General features: G+C 56.8%; 22 protein-coding genes. 14 read left to right on the top strand and 8 right to left on the bottom strand.

The genetic code is table 11. The features are described 5' to 3' along the window. Positions 1-96: 96 nt before the first annotated feature. Positions 97-411 (bottom strand): hypothetical protein, encoded by a 315-nt coding sequence (locus E7T06_RS18520; protein ID WP_136367241.1) that lies wholly within the window; start codon positions 409-411, stop codon positions 97-99. Between the two features lie 25 nt (positions 412-436). Beyond that, entirely contained in the window at positions 437-1,027 is a 591-nt protein-coding gene (locus E7T06_RS18515) for a hypothetical protein (RefSeq protein ID WP_136367240.1), read from the bottom strand. A 789-nt stretch (positions 1,028-1,816) separates the two neighbouring features. On the opposite strand from E7T06_RS18515, the gene E7T06_RS18510 reads away from it, so the two are divergent. The 4 genes from E7T06_RS18510 to E7T06_RS18495 are packed head-to-tail and all read left to right on the top strand — an operon-like array spanning position 1,817 to position 7,216. Beyond that, entirely contained in the window at positions 1,817-3,001 is a 1,185-nt protein-coding gene (locus E7T06_RS18510; protein WP_136367239.1) for a tyrosine-type recombinase/integrase, read from the top strand. Positions 3,002-3,004: 3 nt separating this feature from the next. After that, entirely contained in the window at positions 3,005-4,549 is a 1,545-nt protein-coding gene (locus tag E7T06_RS18505; protein ID WP_136367238.1) for a tyrosine-type recombinase/integrase, read from the top strand. Positions 4,550-4,566: 17 nt separating this feature from the next. Next, complete coding sequence (locus E7T06_RS18500) at positions 4,567-6,789, top strand: hypothetical protein (protein WP_136367237.1); 2,223 nt, start codon at positions 4,567-4,569, stop codon at positions 6,787-6,789. Between the two features lie 34 nt (positions 6,790-6,823). After that, positions 6,824-7,216 (top strand): hypothetical protein, encoded by a 393-nt coding sequence (locus E7T06_RS18495; RefSeq protein ID WP_136367236.1) that lies wholly within the window; start codon positions 6,824-6,826, stop codon positions 7,214-7,216. Between the two features lie 154 nt (positions 7,217-7,370). Here E7T06_RS18495 and E7T06_RS21370 read toward each other — a convergent pair whose 3' ends face one another. Then, positions 7,371-7,676 (bottom strand): transposase family protein, encoded by a 306-nt coding sequence (locus E7T06_RS21370; RefSeq protein ID WP_168733644.1) that lies wholly within the window; start codon positions 7,674-7,676, stop codon positions 7,371-7,373. 60 nt (positions 7,677-7,736) lie between these two features. Here E7T06_RS21370 and E7T06_RS21365 point away from each other — a divergent pair, with 60 nt between their 5' ends. Then, positions 7,737-8,258, top strand: a complete 522-nt coding sequence (locus E7T06_RS21365; protein ID WP_168733643.1) for a hypothetical protein — start codon at positions 7,737-7,739, stop codon at positions 8,256-8,258. A 98-nt stretch (positions 8,259-8,356) separates the two neighbouring features. Here the strand turns inward: E7T06_RS21365 and E7T06_RS18485 are convergent, their stop codons facing one another. Further along, the gene (locus E7T06_RS18485) at positions 8,357-9,064 is read right to left on the bottom strand and encodes a hypothetical protein (protein ID WP_136367235.1); all 708 of its coding nucleotides are present in this window, start codon (positions 9,062-9,064) and stop codon (positions 8,357-8,359) included. A gap of 163 nt (positions 9,065-9,227) precedes the next feature. On the opposite strand from E7T06_RS18485, the gene E7T06_RS21950 reads away from it, so the two are divergent. From E7T06_RS21950 to E7T06_RS18470, 3 genes are all read left to right on the top strand, one after another. Further along, positions 9,228-9,524, top strand: a complete 297-nt coding sequence (locus tag E7T06_RS21950) for a hypothetical protein (RefSeq protein WP_240741173.1) — start codon at positions 9,228-9,230, stop codon at positions 9,522-9,524. A 1,047-nt stretch (positions 9,525-10,571) separates the two neighbouring features. Further along, complete coding sequence (locus E7T06_RS18475; protein WP_168733642.1) at positions 10,572-11,201, top strand: ParA family protein; 630 nt, start codon at positions 10,572-10,574, stop codon at positions 11,199-11,201. After that, positions 11,198-11,500 (top strand): hypothetical protein, encoded by a 303-nt coding sequence (locus E7T06_RS18470; RefSeq protein WP_136367233.1) that lies wholly within the window; start codon positions 11,198-11,200, stop codon positions 11,498-11,500. The genes E7T06_RS18475 and E7T06_RS18470 overlap by 4 nt, the downstream gene beginning before the upstream one ends. 253 nt (positions 11,501-11,753) lie before the next feature. On the opposite strand, the gene E7T06_RS18465 is transcribed toward E7T06_RS18470, so the two are convergent. Beyond that, on the bottom strand, positions 11,754-12,110 hold the full coding sequence (locus E7T06_RS18465; RefSeq protein WP_136367232.1) for an HU family DNA-binding protein: 357 nt from the start codon (positions 12,108-12,110) through the stop codon (positions 11,754-11,756). A gap of 736 nt (positions 12,111-12,846) precedes the next feature. Here E7T06_RS18465 and E7T06_RS18460 point away from each other — a divergent pair. Beyond that, positions 12,847-13,068 (top strand): hypothetical protein, encoded by a 222-nt coding sequence (locus E7T06_RS18460; RefSeq protein ID WP_136367231.1) that lies wholly within the window; start codon positions 12,847-12,849, stop codon positions 13,066-13,068. Positions 13,069-13,591: 523 nt separating this feature from the next. After that, positions 13,592-13,720: a hypothetical protein gene (locus tag E7T06_RS22140; RefSeq protein WP_276605589.1), complete on the top strand. Its 129-nt coding sequence runs from the start codon at positions 13,592-13,594 to the stop codon at positions 13,718-13,720. A gap of 104 nt (positions 13,721-13,824) precedes the next feature. Here the strand turns inward: E7T06_RS22140 and E7T06_RS18455 are convergent, their stop codons facing one another. The 3 genes from E7T06_RS18455 to E7T06_RS18445 all read right to left on the bottom strand — a co-directional run bounded on the left by E7T06_RS18455 (position 13,825) and on the right by E7T06_RS18445 (position 15,767). Continuing rightward, positions 13,825-14,124 (bottom strand): hypothetical protein, encoded by a 300-nt coding sequence (locus E7T06_RS18455; RefSeq protein WP_136367230.1) that lies wholly within the window; start codon positions 14,122-14,124, stop codon positions 13,825-13,827. A gap of 85 nt (positions 14,125-14,209) precedes the next feature. Further along, a complete protein-coding gene (locus E7T06_RS18450; protein ID WP_136367229.1) occupies positions 14,210-15,130 on the bottom strand; it encodes a nucleotidyl transferase AbiEii/AbiGii toxin family protein in 921 nt (306 codons plus the stop codon). Then, the gene (locus E7T06_RS18445) at positions 15,114-15,767 is read right to left on the bottom strand and encodes a type IV toxin-antitoxin system AbiEi family antitoxin domain-containing protein (RefSeq protein WP_136367228.1); all 654 of its coding nucleotides are present in this window, start codon (positions 15,765-15,767) and stop codon (positions 15,114-15,116) included. Before E7T06_RS18445 ends, E7T06_RS18450 begins: the two co-directional genes overlap by 17 nt. A gap of 950 nt (positions 15,768-16,717) precedes the next feature. On the opposite strand from E7T06_RS18445, the gene E7T06_RS18440 reads away from it, so the two are divergent. From E7T06_RS18440 to E7T06_RS18425, 4 genes are all read left to right on the top strand, one after another. Beyond that, on the top strand, positions 16,718-17,044 hold the full coding sequence (locus E7T06_RS18440) for a PadR family transcriptional regulator (RefSeq protein ID WP_136367227.1): 327 nt from the start codon (positions 16,718-16,720) through the stop codon (positions 17,042-17,044). Between the two features lie 23 nt (positions 17,045-17,067). Then, positions 17,068-18,120: a hypothetical protein gene (locus tag E7T06_RS18435; protein ID WP_136367226.1), complete on the top strand. Its 1,053-nt coding sequence runs from the start codon at positions 17,068-17,070 to the stop codon at positions 18,118-18,120. 85 nt (positions 18,121-18,205) lie between these two features. After that, positions 18,206-20,596, top strand: a complete 2,391-nt coding sequence (locus tag E7T06_RS18430) for an ABC transporter permease (protein WP_136367225.1) — start codon at positions 18,206-18,208, stop codon at positions 20,594-20,596. 18 nt (positions 20,597-20,614) lie between these two features. After that, entirely contained in the window at positions 20,615-21,355 is a 741-nt protein-coding gene (locus E7T06_RS18425) for an ABC transporter ATP-binding protein (RefSeq protein ID WP_240741172.1), read from the top strand. Positions 21,356-21,414: the final 59 nt, after the last annotated feature.

Here is a 21,414-nt window from a genome sequence, read left to right as displayed (position 1 = left end):
ATTCGGCGGTGTAGGTTTTGCGCTGGGTCATGGGGTGCCTCCTCTGATCGGGGCTGAACTCCATGTGTGCAACATCGACTGACCCTCAGGCCAGCCTCAACTGGCGTTGAAATGCCAGTGGAATTTGAACTGGGCGTGGACGTGCATCTGGCGCTCGATGGTGTCGATGAACTGGGGAGTCAGCCAGCGGCCTAACCGGGCGCGATCGACTCCTTCGTGAACGTACACACCCCGGCCAAAGTAGTCGCGGGAGGAACCGAAGTAACCGTGAGCGTCCAGGAAGGCGGCTTTGGCACCCTCGGTATCCCGGGCTTGTACGACTGCGAGGGCGTAGGTGAGCCCTTCTCCGGTGGCGAAATAGTCCATCGTGACGGTAAAGGGCCGGACCACAGCAGGAGGCGTTTCAGTCATAGGAACCTCGGGAAAGAACGCGCCGTCAATGGAGGACTTCGGCCCGCGCCAGGGCCCACAGGGGGGCTTCAATGAGGTCAAGGCGTCCGAAGGTCAAGCAGGCCATCATGGTGTGCAGGGACTGTCGGTGGGGGTAGCGGTGGGCGGCGTATGCCCAGGGGCGACGCAAAATTGCGATGGGCACGTCGGCATACAGGTGATGCTGCAGAAAAAGACCGATATCGTGCAGCCGGTGCAGCATGATGTCTTCCGGCACGGGGAAGGCGCTCAAGATCATGTCCAGTTCACCTGCCCGCAGCGTGAACATCCGCATGAGCTGCACCCGTGTGGGTTGGACTCGCAGGGCTACGCCCGGAGTGCAGTGACGCAGTAAGGGTAGCAGGGGCCGGAAGCGATCAGCGACAGGCAGGGTTCCTAAAAGAGTCAGCCAGCGCGGAGTACGCCGGGAAGAGAGCAGCGTCATCGGCAAAGTGAAACCGCCAGGCCAGCGGAGCGCGAGGCCATCCGGCGTAACTCGCACGGCATTGAAGACCCGCGCCAGTTGGAGTGGCAGCAGGGTATGCGGCCCCAGCAGAGGATGCACCTGAAGATGGAGTGTTTCTTCTTTGACTGTCACCCACAGGCGGGTCTCACTGTCCGGAAGAACTTCTGTAATCACGGCGCGACCAAGAGGTCAAACACATCCACAAGGTGACGGTGAACGTCAGCGGCAGAGAGGCGCCATGGCCCGCTGAGCGTATAGGTGGACGTTGTGCTGGGGTGTTTGACACGGTGGATGACGACCGTACAGGGGCCACAGCGGTCTTGGAGATGCTGCTGAAGCAGGCGCTGAACCTCAGGGGCGACAGCCGAGGACGCGTGAAGAGTCAGGGTTGGGCGCATGAGGTCTCCTTGCTTAAGCGGGATAACAGGCTCATCCAAGGCCAAATGTGTCCGCTTATCCATCGTTAGAGTTGGTAGTGATCGGAACGATTGAGCCTGAGACCGTCAAATTGAAGGTCGACGGAGAGAAGAAAATAAGGAGTGCATTGTCTGTAACGTTCAGAAAGGGGACAGCATGAGGGTGAGGCAGAGAAAGACTGGGACAATTCACTGGTAAACAGCCAACTCCCTCTCTCGTTAAACCTTTGAGACTCGTACCGCCTTACTGATCCTCCGATCCCGACTATACTCCTATTGAGAACATTATCAATCTGTGCTAATCTTTTGGGACAGCTCAACAGAATGGCTCAAGATCTCGCCCCGTTGCATTTTTAGATGCCACTGACACGCGTTATCTGAATCCGCGCCTCTGATATTTCGCACCTGTTGCTGGTGAGGAAAATTGATTGACGAAGTAGGGAGACTCCTGCAATCCAACAGAATGGCCCTTCTCAATTGAGTTTTGAAAGCAGGTGCATTTGCGATGAGCGATGATCAGAAAACTTGGAAGGTTGTTCATTTGTCCAATCAAGGACAGGCCAGACATATGTTGATGTCAAAAGTGACTCACCGCCTATCTATAGCTTTAGGGTTGTACGAGAGCCACCTCACGTCAGCGGCAATTTCTCCTAATAGTCGGCGCAACCAGTTGCTGGACTGCTCATACTTTTATTCGTGGGCAGATGGAGTCAGGATCGACGTGGATCGAAGATTTTTGACCGGGGTAGGGTTTGAACTTCGTGAGATTCGGCTGTTCGCTCACTGGCTCAAAAAGACGTACACCGGTAAGCGACGGGAGCCCTTGTCACCTGGAACTATCGCAACGATTTTGAGCTCGTGTGGCAAGGTCAGCCGCTACATGTACGAGCAATATCTGGAAGTAGATGAAAATTCCGCGGAGCGTCCGGCCGTACTGTTGTCAATTTTGAAGAATGACCAATCCAATTGGTGCTCGGTATCCCCTCCTGACAATCGAGAATCCGAAGCGCTCGATCTCACTGACGTCGAGAGAATGCAGATTGATGCTGTACTCCATCCCAGTACTCGTCAGAAAGTATCCCCGATGGCCGCGACCCGTGATTTTTTGATGTGGCGACTAAACTCACGTCTCGGCCTTAGGATTGGCGAGATTTTGGCACTGCGTCTTTGTGATTGCCCGCAGGGGAATGAAGCTCTTGTCCGAATTGTTCGCATCAGTGAGAGAGGCAACAATTACTGTGACCCACGAGTTCCATATGCGCCGCGGCCGAAGACAAACTCACGTGAACTCAATCTGGCTGAGGATCCCGTTCTGCTTCCCTTGCTTAACCAGTACATGTCAGAAACCAGAGACTGTAGACAGGCAGTAGAGCATGACTTTCTCATCGTTAATCAACTTGATGCCGCTCCACTTTCAACTTCAGGCGCGCAGACAATCGCGGGTCAGATTGCTGAGCTCAGCGGAGTTGAGTTTCATTGGCACTTGGGGCGACACTCGTATTTTAACCGCGAATTCGCGCTCATCACTGGTCGACCAAACTACGCAGCTCTACGTGACACCTTGCAGTATAAAGGAGGCTGGGGCAACCCCAAAAGTTTGGACATCTATACACGGCGCATTGTGCGGGAACGTGCGCTTGGGAAGGTAAGCATATACCAACAGCGCCTAAACACCCTTGGTATGGATTGATCGGTGAAAGAGTCGCTGAGGTATGACCCGGATGCTGATCTCTGGTGTAACGATGCCACAGCAGAAATTTATTTCGAATGCGATCAAGATTCAAACCCCCCTCGCTTGGTGAATATTACAGCAGAGCGCTGGGAGGGCATGATTAACGGATACCGGTACTGGATTAATTGGGATCCGGAAATCCTGAATTTGCCTGTTCATTTGATTGACCAAGCACGTGAAGTGCTGTTAATTCTACTTAAAAGGAGATCTCCTTTATATATAAATCAGATTCGTCTGTCGCTGATAGAACTCTCAAGGCTCTTACCGGCCAATATAACGTCTTGGAGAGACCTCACCATGGCGCATTGGTATCACATCCTAACTCATGTTCGCAAAAAGAATTATTTAAACTACTTACGAATAATGTATCGTCAAGTTGCGGCCCTAGAAAAAAATCCACAGATGCTGCGACGCTCGCATCAACTGGATGGGTATAAGTCAAAATCAACAACCCCACTTGAGTCGATGATCCATTGGGATATTCGTAAAGGAGCATTCACTACCGAAGAAATAGAGAAAATAATGCAATTCTTAAGAAAGAGCAAGGATAAAAATGAGGAAGAGCATGCTTTACGCATTATAGCTTGGCTGTATATGCATTTAGGAAAGCGTCCTCTACAAATGATGTCTATTAATTCTACAAGCTTGAAAACAGTGATACACAACGAAGTGAGCCAATATTTCTTGGAAATACCCAAGGCGAAAGCTCAGCGTGGGAGAAAAGCAGAGCAATGGGAGATCACTGCTGATCTGGCTAAAGAAATACAGCTGTTTTCAGCGCGTCCTGCAATTCGTCCTCTCCAACAAGAAGCTGATCGTTTATTTATTTGGCCAAGCGAGTGTATGGGACGTCCAAAAAATGAGACTTTTTCTACGAGTCAACTGGGTGGTCTGTTGAGAAGATATTTCAGAGGAAGTGGATTGACTACGCAACGCGATAAAAATTTACCTGCTACACCACTAATCTTTAACGCACGGCGCGCACGCCATACAGTCGGGACTCAAATGGCCTTCGATGGGGCACCTGCAGAATTCATCTCCAGAGTATTAGAACATGATTCTCCAGGGTCTGCTAAGGCCTATATTGATGCAGTTTTTATGCAGCTCCAAGACGCCATCAACAAAGCAGAATATTCGCTTGGGGGAATTTTCGCAGGGCTATCTGAGGTTTACTTTTCTGGGCACATTGTTGAAGAGCAAACAGATCGACCTATCTTTGTCCCTGATTGGACTGCTGGTCTCCTTACCGTTGGCTGCTGTAATCTTGATACGCATGTTTACGGAGAGTGTAAAAAGCATCCCTTCTTCAGCTGCTATGGGTGCTCTTTCTTTCGCGCCTTGAGGGGTGGCGCCCATGCCCAAGCTCTAGATTACGTGGCTGGACTTCTTCAACGTTGGCAGGAATCAGAAGGTCATCCAGAAAGAAGCCAAATGGTTGTAGAATTTGAGCGTCTCTATCAAGGCATTTCGCATGTGGTTCGACGCGTAAAAGTACAGGCGTTATGACGAATCCGTTGCCTCGGATGGCCCTCGGACTGTTCAGAGCAGGCTCACCGCTTCATGAACAGGAGTTGGCGTTAACTTCAGCTTTACCTATCAATTGCCTGTACGAGCAAGACATCTGGAATGTCGTGAGTTGGCAACGAATTCAAAATGGCGCCCGACAGTTGAACATGAATTTTACGACAATTCAGAATAGAGATCTCCGGCGCATCGCGAAGGTATACATTTTACTGCTCCGTGCAACGAAGAAAATATCGGGCACAGGAGCTTTTCAAGTGCTGAGGGCGCTCCGAACACTTGATCAAGTCATCCCCGCTGAATTGCAGGCGATTCACCTAAATAACGCTTCCTTTCATAGTGCACAGCAGCATCTAATCGAACAGAATGAACCGAGCTCAGCAGCGCCCTTTGCTCAAGCTGGACGACTGGTTCATTTTGGTCGGTTTCTTAATCTTCATTTAGGCCTTCGCATCAGCTTTGTTACGTCTTTATCTGCTCCTTCTAAACATGGCAAAGGGGGAACTCAAGCAGGGCGCGATGAACACCTCATCCCGCTGGAAGTATTGCGAGACTTATTAAGCTATGCGTCTTCAGAAGGCTTATCTCCAAAGGATCAATTCTACTTTCATGTGCTTCTGGTTTTCATAGCAACAGGTTTTAGGTTAAGTGAATTATTTACATTACCAGCAGACTGTCTCTTCCATCAAAATAATTCTGTAGGAATACGGTACTTTCCGGTGAAATCCAGTCAATTGATCATCAAACCTATTGCCCACGCGTTCGCAGCCGCTGTGCGGCATGCCATTAAGCACATACAGGACATCACTAAGCCAGGCAGGGTTGCTGCTTTGGGCACTAAGAATCGCGCGATCGAGAGTTCATCGATCTATGATTGGCCATATATTCTTAAGAATGACGCTGCAACTATATATTTTGTTGAAAAGTTGCTATATGAGTGGACAAGCCAACCGGCGAATAATATGCTCAATCCCCTAGGAGTATGGTTTGAGAGAGATAAGCAGTACATAGATGTCATTAGTATGCTAGAAAAAGCGGGCGGAAATCATAAAGAAGTGGCACGACGTTTGAAAACGGTGACGCAAGCAGTAATTTATTTAGAGCAAAAGCATTATGATTTGCTTAGGGGCCAACTTCCAACCAACTCTCAAACTGGCGAGATGAAGAATATGTACGCCACAGACTCTCGTGTTGTTTCGCACAAGATTATTGAAAAAAAGGTCGGATTCGGCATCCGAGGCAAACGGGATATTATTCGTCCTCTGATTCAGGAGGCACAGCGACTTCAGCTCTCAGGACTATTTTATCCACAGCCTGAACAGGACATCCAGACCGAAGATAAATACCGGCTGCGTGAACGAGCTATGATCTACGATCAAGATGGAAGAACCCTTCTAGAGCTTGATCAAGCTCTCTTCGTTGTGGAACACCACACACTTTCTTATGGCCGTCAACTGGTGAAAGGCCGCTGCGTTGTGGTAGCACCGAACACATTCATACTGTGGCTGTATGGGGCTGCAAAGGGCCATGGAACGGGCGGACTGCTTGATTCTATTTTCGCGAGATTTAAAATTACGGATCCACGTACAGGGCAGCAAGCGTGTTTCACGAGTCACCAAATACGACACTGGATTAACACCATGTATTTGAAAGGTGGGTTGACTAATGTGGAGGCCGCCCTTGTGATGGGTCATGACCCAACCGTAAATAGTATTTATGATCAGCGCGATTTTTTTGAACGAGAAGCAGCATTAAGACAAGCTGTTATTGAAGATCAGGCATTCGGCCACATCCCTAGTACATATAAAAAACTGTCTAAAGAAAATCCGGAACTTGCAAAAGATTATCTTAAATCCACAATTCGTAAACATAGTTCAATGCCACATGGGTCATGCACACGAGATTTAAAGATGGATCCATGCCCGAATCAACTTTCTTGTTTTCTTGATCAGGCTCAGGTACATAGAGGATTATGCCAATACTTTATTGCTAGCCAAGAAAACCCTGACATCATAAACCATTTAATTAGTTTAGAGTCGCAGCAAGAGATGATCATGGCAATGACCCAACCTTCATTTCCTCAATACATACATGCAGCGGCGAGCAGGAAAAATATTGCTGAAGTGAGAATCCAGCTTCAAAATTTGCCTCCCCCTAAAATTGATAGAGGGGAAGCAATTTTCGAATCCGAGGTAACAGAAACACAGTCTAACGCTAATAATTAGCACCCTCACAGAAGGCCAATAATTTTAGGTAAAAATGAATCATACTGGAGTTCGTCCGTTAACTTTGAAAAAAATAGAAGAGGCCATTCAAAAGATTTATCTCGACGATCCTCATAAATTCAAGCTCAGTTATTCCGAATTAGAGCGCGTGAGTGGAGTAAGCCGACCAACTTATTATAAAAAAGAAGTGAAAGATCACATCCACTTATGTATCAGCCGATTACCTGGCCTAAAAACTTCTCTTACCAAAAGTGAATTGAAGTCGCAGAATGATGATTTACGTGAGCAAGTTATTAGATTGAAAAAGGAGAATAAAGCATTGCTTTGCCAATTTACTGACCTATTCTCCAGACTTTATGGAGAATCGGTAGACGCTCAACAGTTAATCTCCCTGTCAGAAGATAAGGCATTTGAGGAGATTGGATAAACCTCGTGTGAAAGTTAGGCGGTACGTGCGCGGGTGAGGTTGCACAGTGTCGAGATCAGCTGAACTCGAAGGGCAAACCGATGTCGCCGATGTCGGGACAAGCCCATCAACACGCCGAAATCTTCATGCGACGAATGACATGCTCAATCCCCTGCTAGGTATGTGCCAGCACGCGGTTGTCGTGGCGCTGGTCGGCGGAGAGGAGCGATGCTTGCGTTGCCTGATGGGTCATGATGGCGTGCCTATGACTTCTGCACAGGCCCTGATACCCGGCATCTCCAATTAGGGCCGTATTGTTGCGCAAGCGCACGCCCGACTGACGGAACAGCTTCAGGTCATGAACCGTCCCAGCACTCGTGGCCGTGCCCAGGATGCGCTGCGTCACGGCGCAGATCAGCAGCTGGAATTTCAGGTGTGCTGTTCTTGCCGCTGTACTATTGAGAACGGTGTTGGTCTGCATTGACCTCGCATTCTCTGACATTGATAAGCGCGGAGGACAGAGGCAGAGCGGAGGACAGATTTGATGCGAACCTACCCCTTTATCAATAAGCGCTCTGCTTTGTTTGGGCCGTTCACCTGGCACTTCAGTAGCATCGCCCGCGTCGATGCTGTACACGAGCTGCACTTCCTGAAACACGCGTTTCTTGGGCAGCTGCAACTGCGCACTGGCGATCAAGGTAGCCTCCACGCGTTCCACCGTGCACCGCACGGTGGTTTCGTGTACGCCCTAATCCTCACCCAAGTGCGCAAAGGTGCGATACTCGCGCCAGAATTCCAGCGTCAAGAGGAGTTGTTCAGCCACGCTGAGCGCGGCCGGGCGGTCAGATTTCTTCTTCCGTCCTTCGCGTTCATTCAGCACCTCTTCTATCTTGGCAAAGGTTTCTGGGTAGACCCCAGTGCGTCAACAAAACTGCTTGCGATTGCGATTCATCTTCAGCGTGCGTGTCAGACAGTCTCACTTCACCCTGACAACTTAGCCCACGACTTTCGCAAGAGGTCTCATGAGTCTAAATTTTACAAAAACCAACTCCTAACTTCCTGATTAGTTAGGAGCTAGCCAACATGTAAACTATACTTTTCTTGCTTCAGCACAGCAGAAAACCACTATCTAGAAATTTCTCCTGTAAAGTTTTCCGATTCTCAAGTTGTAAAGTTTTGAGGTTTGCGCATTCCGCTCACCACCAACCTTTCCACCCACGCAATCTCCCCTTGTTCTATCGTCTCGTTTGGGGTTGTGTGGGTGGATAGCCTCCACGGCCGTGCGAGCCATTGCTGGAGCGTCTCCCCTCCCCCAGTGTCCGGTTCCATTAAACAAAGCATCAAGTCCAGCACCCTGGCCGCCACCACTTTGCCCACTGGAAGGTAAGCGGCCAATACCCGCTCAATTTGCCTGGTCGAAAATCCTAAGGATGCGAGGGCTTCAAGGTCGGTCTGCCCATCTCCAATTTCACGGGCAAGATGCGCCCACTTTCCCGAAGTCCGTACATCTATGGTCAGCGGCCTAAACCATCCAAAATCCCTGTCACTCGCTGCCCGAACAAAAACCTTGCTGCGGTTCACCTTGTTCAGAACCCCAACGAATGTGCTGACGCTCAAGCGGATGCCCCCTGGCCACTCCACCCAGCCTTGATCTTCCCTCAGTCTCCCCTGCTGGAAAATTGTCGGATCTCTCAAAAAGGGGTTAAGCTCCACCACCCAGGTCAAATCTACCCAGCGCCAACTGCTGTCCTCATACCGAATCCAAAGATGGGTGAAGACATCAGGGACGACCTCAACCACCCGAGGAAAGCTTTCCCCTTCCCCAAGTTCGATATTCCGAGTTGGCCTTCCATAGGATTTGATTGGCATGTACGTGTTGAGAACATAGCATGGCCCTACCGATATGTTCTACGCCGCGATAAAGAGGTGAAGCCGTTGAAAAACACTTTCACTCCACCACTTAGAGAGTTTTTTCTTCGCCAGGCAAACATTTCCGTGCCGCTCTAAAGGTGCAACGTGGTACATTTTCCTCGTGGGTGGTTCCAGTTCTCTCCGCCGAATTCAAGGCCGACAAAATATTGTTAGCGAAAGAATCGCCATCGCCAGAAGGCTAACCGACCCTACGGTTACCTTCGCTCAGATCAGCGCCCTTGCTAAAGAGCGAACAGGATACGTTATTACCATCAATGCCCTGATCAAAATCGAGCTGGGGATCCGGCCCGTCTATGACTTTGAAGTCGTCGCCATCAGTGCAGCGCTTAATATTCCTGTTGCTTTTCTTCTTGGCGTGTCTGAAGATTCCTCCCAACCTCTGCCTGAAAGTCAGTGATTGAGAGAGTGACCCAAGGTCACGCCACAGGATTCTGCACCGTGCCAGATCGCTCTGACATATTCCCTCCTGCTTTGACGGGCAGAGTCTTTGTTCTGCACTTCTAGGGTAAGATCGTTATCCCAAGCTACCTCCAACTCCTCGCCTGCAGGACTTCTAACTTGCTAGCATTCTTGCAGTCAAGCACTCTATTAAGCTTGCTCAATCAGCCGCTTTTCACGCTTAAGGCCACCAGTTGCAAGCACAAGTACAGATTTCCAAATCTCGACCCGACCCACGGATTGGCCCCTTCCCAAGCCCCCGAACCCGTCCATCAGACACAAACTGTGCAGAGAACTTTCCGCTCTGTGCATTTGAGTGGCCCCAGAGGGCCGGGTTGCTGAGAGACACACGCCGCCCTGTTGAACCAACACCTAGGGGTATTGGATGCTTTTCTAGCTTGCTAGGATTCTTTCGTGCAAACAATCTTGCGTGCTAGAAATTAGATGAGACAGTCTCGTATTGACTCGATGTGCTAGCAAGCATGAATCCTAGCTTCCTAGCATAAGGAACATATGCCTCCCATGATTCCCTCCCATCAACTTGTCACCGCTCCACCTTGGACGGGGCGTATTCCTTAAATAACAAGATATTCAGCGTGCAGTACAGGCCTACCCGGCGGTCATGTTGCAGCATCTCTTCCTAACTTGCTAGCATTCTTTCACACGAGCACAAGCATGTAACGCTCAAAGAAAGGCACAGGGATCACGCACCTTAGCTTGCTAGCATGCAAGATAGCTAAAATGCGAGTGTGCTCACCCACTCCTGTGCGTCAAATTCAATTGGCAACATTCCCGCGAGACCTGCCTTAGGCTCGTCGCTGGAAGACCCGGCAACGTAGCGCTAGACCACTTGGGCAGCGTCTCACTCCTGGCACTGCCTACCCTAACTTACTAGCATTCTTTCAAAAAGAAACACCTCTCGACTGATTCGTGCTTCTTGGTTTTCTAGCTTGCTAGCATCCTAGAAAACAAGGATACAAGAATGCTGGCACGCTACCTTACTCGCATGAAAGTGATCAGCGTCATTGGGCTCAAGGGTGGTTCCGGCAAAACATCGACGGCAGTGCCCCTCGCCTACTACGCCTCTCAGCTTGGCCCCACCGCTCTGCTGGATCTGGATCCGACTCCCAGCGCTTCCCAGTGGGTCAATGCAGCCGACCTGCTCAGCGAGCGCCTGGCCTGCGAACGCTTGGGCATTGAGCACCTGTCTCAGAGCATCCGGGGCATTCGGGACAGCGGCCAAGTGGACTGGGTCGTCATCGACACCCCACCCGTTGCCAGAGACGTGGTCATGAGTGCGGCGGGTGAAGCTGACCTGGCTGTTATTCCGGTTCATATGGGCAGCGGCGACCTCGCGCAACTCGCGCAGACCCTCCACCTGATGGAGCTGCCGCGGCGACTCAACCCCGGCCTGCCCATCCTGGTGGTGCTCAACCACACCGGCACCGCGCCCGCCATTACCCGCCAGACCCGTGAGGCTATTGAAGCGGATGGAGAAGTGCAGAGACTGGGGGTCACCGTGGCCACCACCGACATTCCGTTCCGCGCCATGTACTCGGTGGCCAAGGGGCAGAAGCCGGGCGTGAAATGGTGGCATTACGAGAACCTCTGGACAGAAGTGAAGGGGATGCTGTGACCGGGAAATTGGATTTGAAGGGCATGCTGAGTCAAGGGCATGCCACCGCCCAGGCGGAGACAGTTCCTCAACCCAAAGTGGCGGCCAAAACCGCAGACCCCGAATTGACCCGCGTTCCGGTGGGTACCCGCATGCGGCGTGACCTTCACCGACACCTCAAAGGCTTTGGCCTCGAACTTGAGGAACAACTCCAGCGGCGGGTCAGCATTGAAGAGCTGCTGGAATCCTTGGTGTTGGAGTTGCAGGCCGATCCCAAATTGCAGGCCCGGATCCAAGCGCGGTGCAGAGACTCCGGCTGACACCCGTTCACAAAGGACAGTCCAGGCGTCTCTGACCTGTGGTGAACAAATCTGTACACCGATCAAGAACACTGGGGCTGAGTCGCGGGGGAGGGGAGAGGTGATTTCTCCGTTCCCCTACAGAAACCAGATTGACCGGGCCCTGGTCAAAGCCAAGGCCCGTATAGGGGAGGGTGCGCTCACAGCACGGCCTTCCAATCGAATTTATGAAAAAAGCTGTGCCGAAGCACAGCCTTGCTCCTTCCCCTGTGGTTTAGAGGCTGCTTTTCAGGGTGCTGGCGACCTTAAAAGCCACTTTCTTGCCGGCAGGAATCTGGATTTTGTCGCTGGTGCCGGGCCGCACGCCAGTCCGGGCGGCAGTGGCCTTGACGCTTAGGGTGCCCAGACCGGGCAGGCCGACGCTCTTGCCGCCCTTCAAAGCTTCCACCAGAAGATCCAGCATGCTGCTGAAGACTTCATCACTCTGCTTCTTGGTCAGCGTGGTCTGGTCGGCCATCAGGTCAACCAGTTGGGCTTTGCCAAGCTTGTTGCTCTCGGCAGCCTCAGCTTTCGGGGCAGGTACAGCTTTGGTGGACTTTTTGGCTGGAGCTTTGGGCGCTTTTTTCGTCATGGCGCGAGTGTGACGGTTCAAGCGTCCAAATGCAAGACATTTTCCGTGAAGAGCTTACTTCGTCGGGCATGGAGTTCACCGCTGGAGAGACCGGAGGCTGGAGGTGTCGCCAAGGGCGGGTTCCAAGCCGCACAAAGATGTCCCTGGTGCTGTGGGAAGCGTGCTCCACTCCAGTCTCACAGGGCACTCGCCTTCTGCCTGGGCGTGCCGAAAGCGTGACAGGGAGACGCGGCTCTGATCAATTCAGCCCCGTCCAGTCGTGTGCTGCCAATATGACTTCAGAAGAAGCAGGAAAGGATAGGAGAGACAGAGGCTGAACCCCTGCACAGCTGCATGACCGTGGCCTTGAGGGGTTTGCCTGAGGGACGATTCATCCTTCCGCCGTCTCAGCCTGAGCTGCGTCATAGGCCGCGTCCGGCCGGAGACGGGCTTGAAGGTGACCAAACGCTGGCGTGTCCTGGTCCGCCCGGAGTGCATCCGCGACGGCCCGGAGGTGTGGCAACCCGGCCCGGTTTGATTTGCCCAAAGCCCATGTTCATGACAGCTGCCACCGCAGACCTGAGCCGCAATCAAAAGCTCTCACCTTCCATTGACACGCCAGACCGGCAGGACTCTTGATCAAGCCCCACGGCACTTGCAAGCCAACTCTTTTTCGCGCGTTGTTCTCCTCTGGCTGAAGCCGAGCGTGGAGAGAACGGAGCAGCATTTTTCACAGGCAATCCGGTTAAACTTGGTCATGACACCGAAACTGCGCATCATCCAAACGAATAGTGAACAGCTCGTGGTCAAAGCGCCCACGGAAGAGTTCATTGCCGAAGCCCAGAAGGCGCTGAGTGCTCAGAAAGGCGTTCTCATTTTTGAGAAAAATGGATGGATGTACCACCTCTCCGCCAGCCACATCATTCGGTTGGAGTTGTCACAGGATCACGACGATCAAGAGGACGAGACGGAAAGCTAACGGTGGTGGAGTTGCTTGTTGAAGGATGACGCTCTGAAGACAACATCACCTGGACAAACGCTGCATCCCGAACAATTTAAGGTGTGCCCACTGATTTAACAGAACTGATTTAAGCCCACCAGAAGCAAGATCCTGAAAGCTGAGCAGAGGATTGCTTCCGTGTGTAGCGTGTCAGGACACCATTTTTGAAGACATCATCAGAAGTCATGCACCGCCTGTCGGGAAGGGTTCAGGCCAATCCCTGGAGAAGTCCTCCCCCACTTGTGCGGCAGCCTTCCAAACGAGAAGGGCACGGGCTGAATACCTTGCGCCTTGCTGAAGATGCAAGGTGCGTCAGCCGGAGCCCGTCAACTTCATCCGTGGATGCCTCACCTGTTCTCACCATTGGGGGCGCTCCCCTTGCAGGAAACTCTAGTTCCTCGTACGCTGAAGAGAAGAACGAGAGGATATGTCGTATCTAGAAGCCTTGCCCCATATTCAGCACTCCTCCCGGAGCCGGGCCCGTGGAGGCTCTGCTGAGTTCATGGCGTTTCGCGCCGAAGTGTTGGCTCAGACTGGCGGGGCCGAGCAAAACGACAGTGCCTTTGACTACGAGCTGATCTCTGGAGAGCAGTTTTTAGAAGAGATGCAGCCAGCAGACGAACCCCAGTAATCCACGGGCACCTGCCGGTTCCCCGCAAGGCGGGGGACATTTTTTGGAGAACCATGACCGTGAATCCCCCTGCCTCCACTGCTGCCTGGCGAACTTCTCTGAGCTCAGAGATTGAGCGCCGACATGCCCTGCTGGCTGCTGAGGTTCACCAAGAACAGCACCTGGGCATCAATCCGGATCCAGGGCTCAGGCTCCTCCCAGGTGTCTTCCAAGAGGAATACCAGCAGTTCGGTCAGGGCTTGCCACAACAGCAACAGCATGGGATCCCCTTGTACCGCAGGCAGCTGCTCAACACTCCAGCGCACCTCCCGTCCCCGAGTAAGGGGTTCCAGCACGCGCCGCACCTGCACCACCAAGACATTCAGGTTGACAGTGGTTTGTGACTGATTTTTTCTTCTGGTCAAGGCAGAAACGTTCGTCCGGGAATAATGGTGAAAATTCGTGACGCAGGCGTGCATCCGGGTGCAGGATCAGTGGCTGCCTGGGCACTCAGCTCCAGCGGTTGGCTCTTGGATCCCATTCGCCCGCACTCCGCCTGCCCAGAACCACCGGGCCGACGAACCCCTGCAGCCGGGTCATCACGTCTCCAAAGTCAGGCAGGTTGGCCCAACGGGTGACGCCGCGGTACCCGTTCCACCGCTTGGTGAGTCCTTCATCAGTGGCAAAACTTGGGTTCAGGACTGGAGAAATTCCGGCTTGGGGCGTCTTCCGTGCCGCAAAGCTCCGCTGCAGGGCGTGGGATAAGGTCGAGGCACTGATCGCCTCGCGTTCCGAGATCACCAGCAGGTCATGCAAGTCCTTCATGCGGGTGGTCGCTAAGTTGATCTCCACAAGTGCAGCGAACTTCTCGCTGATCACGGTTTCCAGCGGGTAGATGCGCAGGTGAACTGCCTCATCCAGCAAGATCGCTGGGAAGCTGGCGTCCTCAGGTCCAGGGGTGATCTGATTTCCAAACGAGACGTCAATCTGCAGCCGCTGCTGCGATCCACCGAGGCGGGCCAGTAGGGACACACGCACCCCCGAGTACGTCGCGCCCTCATGGATGGCGTCGGCCTTGATCGAGGTAGGATCAAAAATCAACCCATCTCCAAGGGGCAGGGCACAGATCTGGCGTATGACCTGCTCAAGTTGCGTTGGGTCATGGGAGGTCCCGCTGGCAGCCAGATCAATGTCTTGGGTGGGGCGCGACTGTTGGCGGTAGCGAACGAACAGACTGAGGCCACCTTTCAGGACGAAGTGATCCGCATAGGGACTGGCGTCAAGGCGTCCGAGCAAACCCTGCTGGGCATAGAGCAGCAGCATGAGGTTAGGCGGAACGTTCGTGTAGGTGCGGGCCACGTTGCGTAACCTCGCCAGGATTGCTTGGGGGGTTAGTACCGGGTGGGCTTCTGACTCAGTGGTCTTGGTCATGGGCCAGCACCTCCAAGTCATGCCGCATCCCGGACTCAACCTTCATGACCTTGGCCGCGTCCATCAGGGCGTGCAAATCGCCGCGCCGATCCAGATACTTTTTGAGGCCTTCAAGATACAGATGCCGCCCGTACCGGGGACTGTGCTTGAGGAGGTCAGCCAGTGTTTTTGCTGCGCTGTAGGTGAGCAGCTGTCGGCCGTTGACCTGAACGGTCTCTACGCCGTACTCATACACGTGGGGGGCAGCGTAAATGACCTGAATGGGTGGGGAGCTGAGGGGCGGGAAGTGGCGGTTGGCCGGGATAGTCACGTATACCACGCTGGGGGTGGTGGTGGTCAGGCCATGTAATTCCAGAGCACTGAGCAGGCTAGGCCGGGCATAGGGAACCCGCAATTGCACTTCCAGCAACTGTTCTACGGTCATGGAGGTTTGGAGCCATTGACTGGCCTGAGGGTGCCGGTACACACCGCGCTGCACACGTTCAATCTCGCCCGCAGCGGCCAGACGACTGAGGTGAACTCCGGCGATGCCTTTGGCCTGCGCTTCATGGGTGGTGAGGTAGCCCCCGCGCTGCGCAAAGAGCGCCCGCAGGCGCGTCTCTGGCGACTGTCTTTCCTGGTTGGCGTTGATCTGCATGTGCTCGCCTCCGGTTCTCAACGCCAGCTCCGCTGCAGGCCGCTGATAGTTCAGAATTGACGGAGAAAGTCAGTAATAACCGCCAGTTCTGAACTGTAGGGAACTTACCACATTTTTCTACAGTTCAGAAGTCTAGGAAAAAACCAGGAAGCTCCTAGACTTCTGAACTCGGGGATGGACTCTGTCTCGTCCACTGCAGCAAGAACCTCAGCGCGTGCGCACAGTTGGAATTCGGTTAAGGACAGCCGCGCTTGTCAGACCACTGCTCCCTGAGAGATCGGGATTGCTCTGCACCGCCAAGTCTCAGCGCACGGGGCGAGCAAGACGCGGAAATTGATGTGGCCTGCCGCCTGGGCCTGGGCCAGTAGGCCCGCCGGCTGCTCGGGGCGTGCTAGTGGACGGCCCCGCCCCAGGGCCTGCGGGTGCTGCAGCAGTTGCAGGACAATGCCAAGAAGCTGCTGGGCGAGGCCTCGGTGCGCCAGTGGCTGGTCTTTAGGCGTGCTGGCTTCCATCGGGACTTCAGGGCTGCCCCCCGGAACAGACCCGGCTGATTGATCTGGCCGAGTTGTACCGGACAGTCTGATAGGAGCGCAGCGGGCTTGAGCCCGCTGCTTTCGTCGGGCGTCTGCTGCGGCCAGTGGGAGCTCAGCGCACGTGGCGCTGCAGCAGATGAGGGAACCGAACTTGGCACAGATTGACGGAAGCTGCGGTCAGCAGGCTCTAGCGTCTGCGCACATGGCTATGGGTTGTTGACTCACCTTGAGGGCAAGAACCCTAGACTTGCGCCCCACCAACCCAATCACATGGTTCAAGCGTGCTGGGTATCAGGCCCTGGCTTAGACGCGCTGAGGAGCGCCCAGCCTTTAGCCAGTGCCTGGAACCTCCACTTGACAGGTCGACCTTCTTAGACACACTATATAGACAGACTAGACTCTGTCTTGGAGGTGAATGTGAACCCTGATCTGCTCCGCGGCAACCTCGAATTCATCCTGCTGTCCATTCTGGAGGCAGGCCCGCTGTACGGCCTGGCCATCATCCAGGAGGCCAAGGCGCGCACGGACGGCTACTTCGACTTCAAAGAGGGCAGCCTGTACCCTGCGCTCTACCGCCTGGAGCGGGACGGCCTGCTGACGACTGAGCTACGCGAGATCGGGGGGAATGGCAAGCCGCGGAAGTACTACCGGCTCACCGAGACAGGGCAGGCCCAGCTGTGGCGCCGGCGCGAGGAATACTCGGCATTCCAGCGGGCCATGCGCCATGTGACTGGTGACGTGTGAGCCACGACGCTCCCCCGCCGCGCTTGACCGCCTACCTGCGGCGGGCCACCCTCGGCGTGCCGCGCCAGCACCGCCAAGAACTGTGGGACGAACTCGAGGATCACCTGCTCACCCGCAGCCGCCACCTGCAGGCCATGGGGCACCCACAGGACGCGGCCCTGGCGCAGGCCCTGGCAGAACTCGGCGTGCCAGGACGGGTCAGCATCGGGATGGGCCGGGTGTTCCGGACGGGATCCTTTGCCCTGGGGCTGGGCCTGCTGATGGCCACGGCGACGCTGCTGGCCCTGCGCCCCACCCCGGCCCCGGAGGTGCTGAGCGTGCAGCCCCCGTGGGCGGGAGTCGTGCGGAGCTTGGCGTGTTCCCGCGGATCCACACCGTGTCTGGCCGCCACCTTGGGGGACGTCTGGCTTCAGCCGGATGAGGTCGCCGCCGCGCTGCGTCGTCCGGGTGTCCGGGCGAGTGTGGCCCGGGACGGCACCTTGCAAATCATCTGGCGGGGGCACCCGGTCACCGTGCCCGCGTCCCCCGTCACCGTGCACGCGTCCCTCACGTCCGGCGCGCACCCCCGGATCGGGGCCGCTGCCCTGACGGCCGCTCTGCTGCAGGTCGAGCCGGAGCTGAGGGTACGGGGCTATAACCGCATGCCAGTGCTTCAGGGCGGCCTACTGACACTCACCCTTTCCCCGGCGCAGGGTCAGATGACCAGCGCAGCCTACTACCGCGGCCTTGGGAGGGTGCTGCTCGCCCGGATGAGTCCAGCGGCCCCGGCCGAGTCCACGACAGGCCGCAGTCCACTGCACCGGCTGACCACCGCCCTGGCCCCAGGGGAGGTGGTGATGCTGGTGACGCGAACTGCCGACGGACGCGTGAACTTCGATGTCGCGCCGGTGGGCACCGGTGGCCGGGTCAGGCTGCGCAGCGCTGCATCACACAGCGTCTCCGTCCAGCTGAAGCTCGTGACGAACATCAGCGAGTTGGGGCCTGCCACCGACAATGGTCTCCCCGCCCTGCTCGTACAACTCACCAACGTCCCTTTGGGAGCCGTGACACCCGAGATCCTCCAGGCGAACCTCTAAGACTGAGCGGTTCCCTCTGTCTCCCGGTGGACACCGTCCCCGGGACAGCCTACCTCTACCTTGTGTCCGCTTTGGAGGTCATTGCATGCCCCGGTTTATGATCACGCTCCTGTCCTGCGCCCTGCTCGCTCTGATCACCGCTGCGTCCGCCTGGCTCGCTTGGCCAACCGGGCGCGCCTTCTCCTTCCTCAACGACGCGCGTCCCGTCTTCCGCATTGAGGCGAGGGAAAATTTCATGAACCTGCAGCCGGGTCAGCGCCCAAAAGCTGCGAAGTATGACCTGGCAGGGACGCTCAGCGCTCTCCAGGCTGGACTGGGCGAGCGGGCCTGGGTGTACGCGGTGGCGAACCAGTCCATGCAGGATCGGCTGCGCGCCGGGTCACGGCTTGTGACCTCACTGGAGACCATCGACACCCTGGGCCCCTACCAGGAGGCGCGCGGCCTCACGCTGATCGCCGGGCACGACCCCGGCCTCAACGCCCCCGAGATCGTGCTGAGTGAAAGCGTCGCCCGCCGGCTTGCCGACGACCCACTCACCTTGCTCGGGCAGCAAGTGATCCGCAACGAGCACGTCGTCCCGGAGCCGCTCACCGTGACTGGCATCGTGCGCCCGAGTCCCTGGCGCGGCCCGGAGGATCCCGACGCCGGCGGGTACCGGCGCGTCGATCCGGCCGCTCCAGGGGCAGATCAGTTCCTGTCCGACTTCGCGACTCCAGCCGTGACGGTCGTCTTCCGGCAGGGTCCGTCTCCGGCCGACGTGCAGTTCCTGCAAACCTATACCCGCACGCGCCTCCGGGGGCTTCAGCTCACCGACCTGCGCGCCCTCCGGGACACGCCCGAAGCCACCGCCGTCCGGAACCGCGTCATTCAGCGCTCCCGTTCGTTGCCCCTGCTGGCCGGCCTCCTGGTGGGCTCAGGCCTGCTGTCGCTGGGCGCACTGACGCTCTCGGGATTGCTGCGCAGGCGCGTGCTGCTGGGCACCGATTTGGCGCTGGGTGGCCGGCGGGGTCGGCTCCTCGGCGCGGAGCTGGGCCGGAGCGTCGCTCCCGCGCTGCTCGGCGCCGCCCTCGGCACGCCAGTGGTCTACTTACTGCCGGCAGCGCTGCCGGGCGTCGTGGTGGGGACACCACCCACGGCAGTGCTGCTGCTCGCAGGATTGCTTCCCCCGCTTGCTTTGGGGGCACTCACGCTGACGCTGTGTGCGGGTGTGTTGCGGGAGTCTGTCGCGGGACTGCTCCGCGGCGCACGGCCGGGGCAGGTGGCCGTCCCGCTGCTGGTGGGGCTACTGCTCGCCTTCGGCCTGGCATTGGGCGGCGTCCTCAGCGCCCTGGGGGTGGGGGAGGGTCTAGACGCCCAGGCCCGACGGGTCACCCAGGACTTTGGACGGGTTCTGGAGTTGGCCACCTCGGGCTCGAGCGACACCCGGCGGGGCGCGTCCGGCGCTTTCACAAGCCGCGCCCTCACGGCGGCAGACGTTCGCTGGCTGGCGGATCAACCTGGGGTGGCTTCGGTTGCCATCGGAGAGCGCATCAACGGCTTCCTGGATGTGCGGGGGCGGCGGGTCTACGTCAACCGCTTGGTGACCGGCGACCCCGGGCTGCTAGACGTGCTAGGGATTACCGTGCGTCAGGGCCGGCCCGGCGGCTGCCTGCTGAACGCCGACTTGGCCCGCACGTATGGGGTGGGCGTGGGTGACACGGTGTCCGTTCCGGGCCGCGAGGGCACGCGGCCGTGCCCGGTGAGTGGGCTGTACGACCCACCGGACGCCCTGACGCGCTTCGTGATGGTGGACTTCCCGGAGGTGATCGTGCCGCCCGAGGTGGGTCTGCCCGGGCAACAGGACTCGCTGCCAGGGATGAAAGGGGCGCAGCCCACGGACGGCGTCCTGCGCACGACGACCCTGCTGCTGCGCCTGGATGCCGACGCCACCCCAGCTAGGGTGATGCGGCTGCGGGATGCCATTGGCGCCCATCGCCCTGGCCTGGCGTTTGCCTTGACCCCCGCTGCGCCCAGCATCGATGCCCTGCTCGAACGGCTCGCCCAACAGGGGCGGCTATTCCTGGGTCTCGCCTTGGCCGCCGGCGCGCTGAGCAGTTTCGGGCTACTGGGCGGGTTCCTGGCCTATCTGGACGCGACACGTTACCGTACTGCCCTCGACCGGTCACAGGGGCTCAGCCGCCAGCAACTGCGCCGCCGCTGGGCGCTGGGCGGGCTGGCCTTGGGGCTGCTGGGCTCGGCGCTCGCGCTGGGAATGGCGACCATGCTCACGCCAGCCCTGGCCAACGCCTTCTCGCTGGACGCGCCGCTTGGCCTGGCCGGCGACTTGCTGCCAGAGGCCCACCCCGCTCTGCCGGGGCCGCTCACGCTCGGCGCGGCCGCACTCGTCACGGGCACACTCACGTTGCTGCTCACCCGGCTCGGGGAGCGCTGGCTGGCCGGACAGCGGTTGGGCGCCCTGCTCAGTGCGGGCAGCTAATCTCCCTGGAGGAACACCATGACCCTAATGACCATGACCGTTAAGCAAGCCCACCTCACCGTTCCTCTTGCCGCTCTCCGCAGTGTCTCCCGGCAGTACGGGGCGCTGAGCGTGCTGCAGGACGTGACCCTTGACCTCCACGCCGGTGAGTTCGTCTCGGTGACCGGCCCCTCGGGGAGTGGCAAATCCACACTGCTGAGCATGCTGGGCCTGCTCGAGCGGCCCAGTGGGGGGCAGGTCTTCATTGACGGCCAGGACGCCTGGGCGCTCTCTGACCGCGCGCAGTCGCGGCTGCGCGGCGAGACGCTGGGCTTCATCTTCCAGGGCTTCCACCTGCTGCCGGAACTCAGCGCGCTGGACAACGTGGCCCGGCCGCTGCGCTGGGCGGGAATCTCGAGAACACAGGCGCGGGAACGGGCCCAGCACACCTTGGCGTCAGTCGGGCTGGGCGCGCGGGCCGACCACCGCCCGGGCCAGCTCAGCGGCGGCGAGCAGCAACGCGTCGCAATTGCCCGCGCCATCGTTCGTGAGCCGGCCCTGCTGCTGGCCGACGAGCCCACCGGCAACCTGCCGCAAGCACTGTGGGGGGAGATCCTCGACCTCTTCGCTGACCTGCATGCCCGGGGTCACACAGTGGTCGTGGTCACGCACGATCCGCTGGTGGCAGCGCGAGCACAGCGGCATGTCATGCTCCAGGACGGGCGGCTGGCGAGCGATCAGGGAACCAGACCCGTGCTGACCTCCCCAACAGGACGATGACCCTTCGAACCGGCAGACCTACCTCACACAGTCGCGACTAACTTTCGCATTGACTCGCA

This window comes from Deinococcus sp. Arct2-2 (genome assembly GCF_004801315.1).
GTDB lineage: Bacteria > Deinococcota > Deinococci > Deinococcales > Deinococcaceae > Deinococcus.
The sequence above is the reverse complement of the archived record's forward strand: the minus strand, read 5'-3'. Positions and strand labels throughout refer to the sequence as shown.

Coding starts and splice junctions, on each gene's coding strand:
- E7T06_RS18520 (WP_136367241.1), bottom strand. CDS start 411: ATGACTGAAACGCCTCCTGCTGTGGTCCGGCCCTTTACCGTCACGATG.
- E7T06_RS18425 (WP_240741172.1), top strand. CDS start 20,615: ATGACCCTAATGACCATGACCGTTAAGCAAGCCCACCTCACCGTTCCT.
- E7T06_RS18495 (WP_136367236.1), top strand. CDS start 6,824: ATGAATCATACTGGAGTTCGTCCGTTAACTTTGAAAAAAATAGAAGAG.
- E7T06_RS18485 (WP_136367235.1), bottom strand. CDS start 9,064: ATGCCAATCAAATCCTATGGAAGGCCAACTCGGAATATCGAACTTGGG.
- E7T06_RS18465 (WP_136367232.1), bottom strand. CDS start 12,110: ATGACGAAAAAAGCGCCCAAAGCTCCAGCCAAAAAGTCCACCAAAGCT.
- E7T06_RS18450 (WP_136367229.1), bottom strand. CDS start 15,130: ATGACCAAGACCACTGAGTCAGAAGCCCACCCGGTACTAACCCCCCAA.
- E7T06_RS18510 (WP_136367239.1), top strand. CDS start 1,817: ATGAGCGATGATCAGAAAACTTGGAAGGTTGTTCATTTGTCCAATCAA.
- E7T06_RS18475 (WP_168733642.1), top strand. CDS start 10,572: ATGAAAGTGATCAGCGTCATTGGGCTCAAGGGTGGTTCCGGCAAAACA.
- E7T06_RS18445 (WP_136367228.1), bottom strand. CDS start 15,767: ATGCAGATCAACGCCAACCAGGAAAGACAGTCGCCAGAGACGCGCCTG.
- E7T06_RS18500 (WP_136367237.1), top strand. CDS start 4,567: ATGGCCCTCGGACTGTTCAGAGCAGGCTCACCGCTTCATGAACAGGAG.
- E7T06_RS21370 (WP_168733644.1), bottom strand. CDS start 7,676: ATGCAGACCAACACCGTTCTCAATAGTACAGCGGCAAGAACAGCACAC.
- E7T06_RS18430 (WP_136367225.1), top strand. CDS start 18,206: ATGCCCCGGTTTATGATCACGCTCCTGTCCTGCGCCCTGCTCGCTCTG.
- E7T06_RS22140 (WP_276605589.1), top strand. CDS start 13,592: ATGGCGTTTCGCGCCGAAGTGTTGGCTCAGACTGGCGGGGCCGAGCAA.
- E7T06_RS18460 (WP_136367231.1), top strand. CDS start 12,847: ATGACACCGAAACTGCGCATCATCCAAACGAATAGTGAACAGCTCGTG.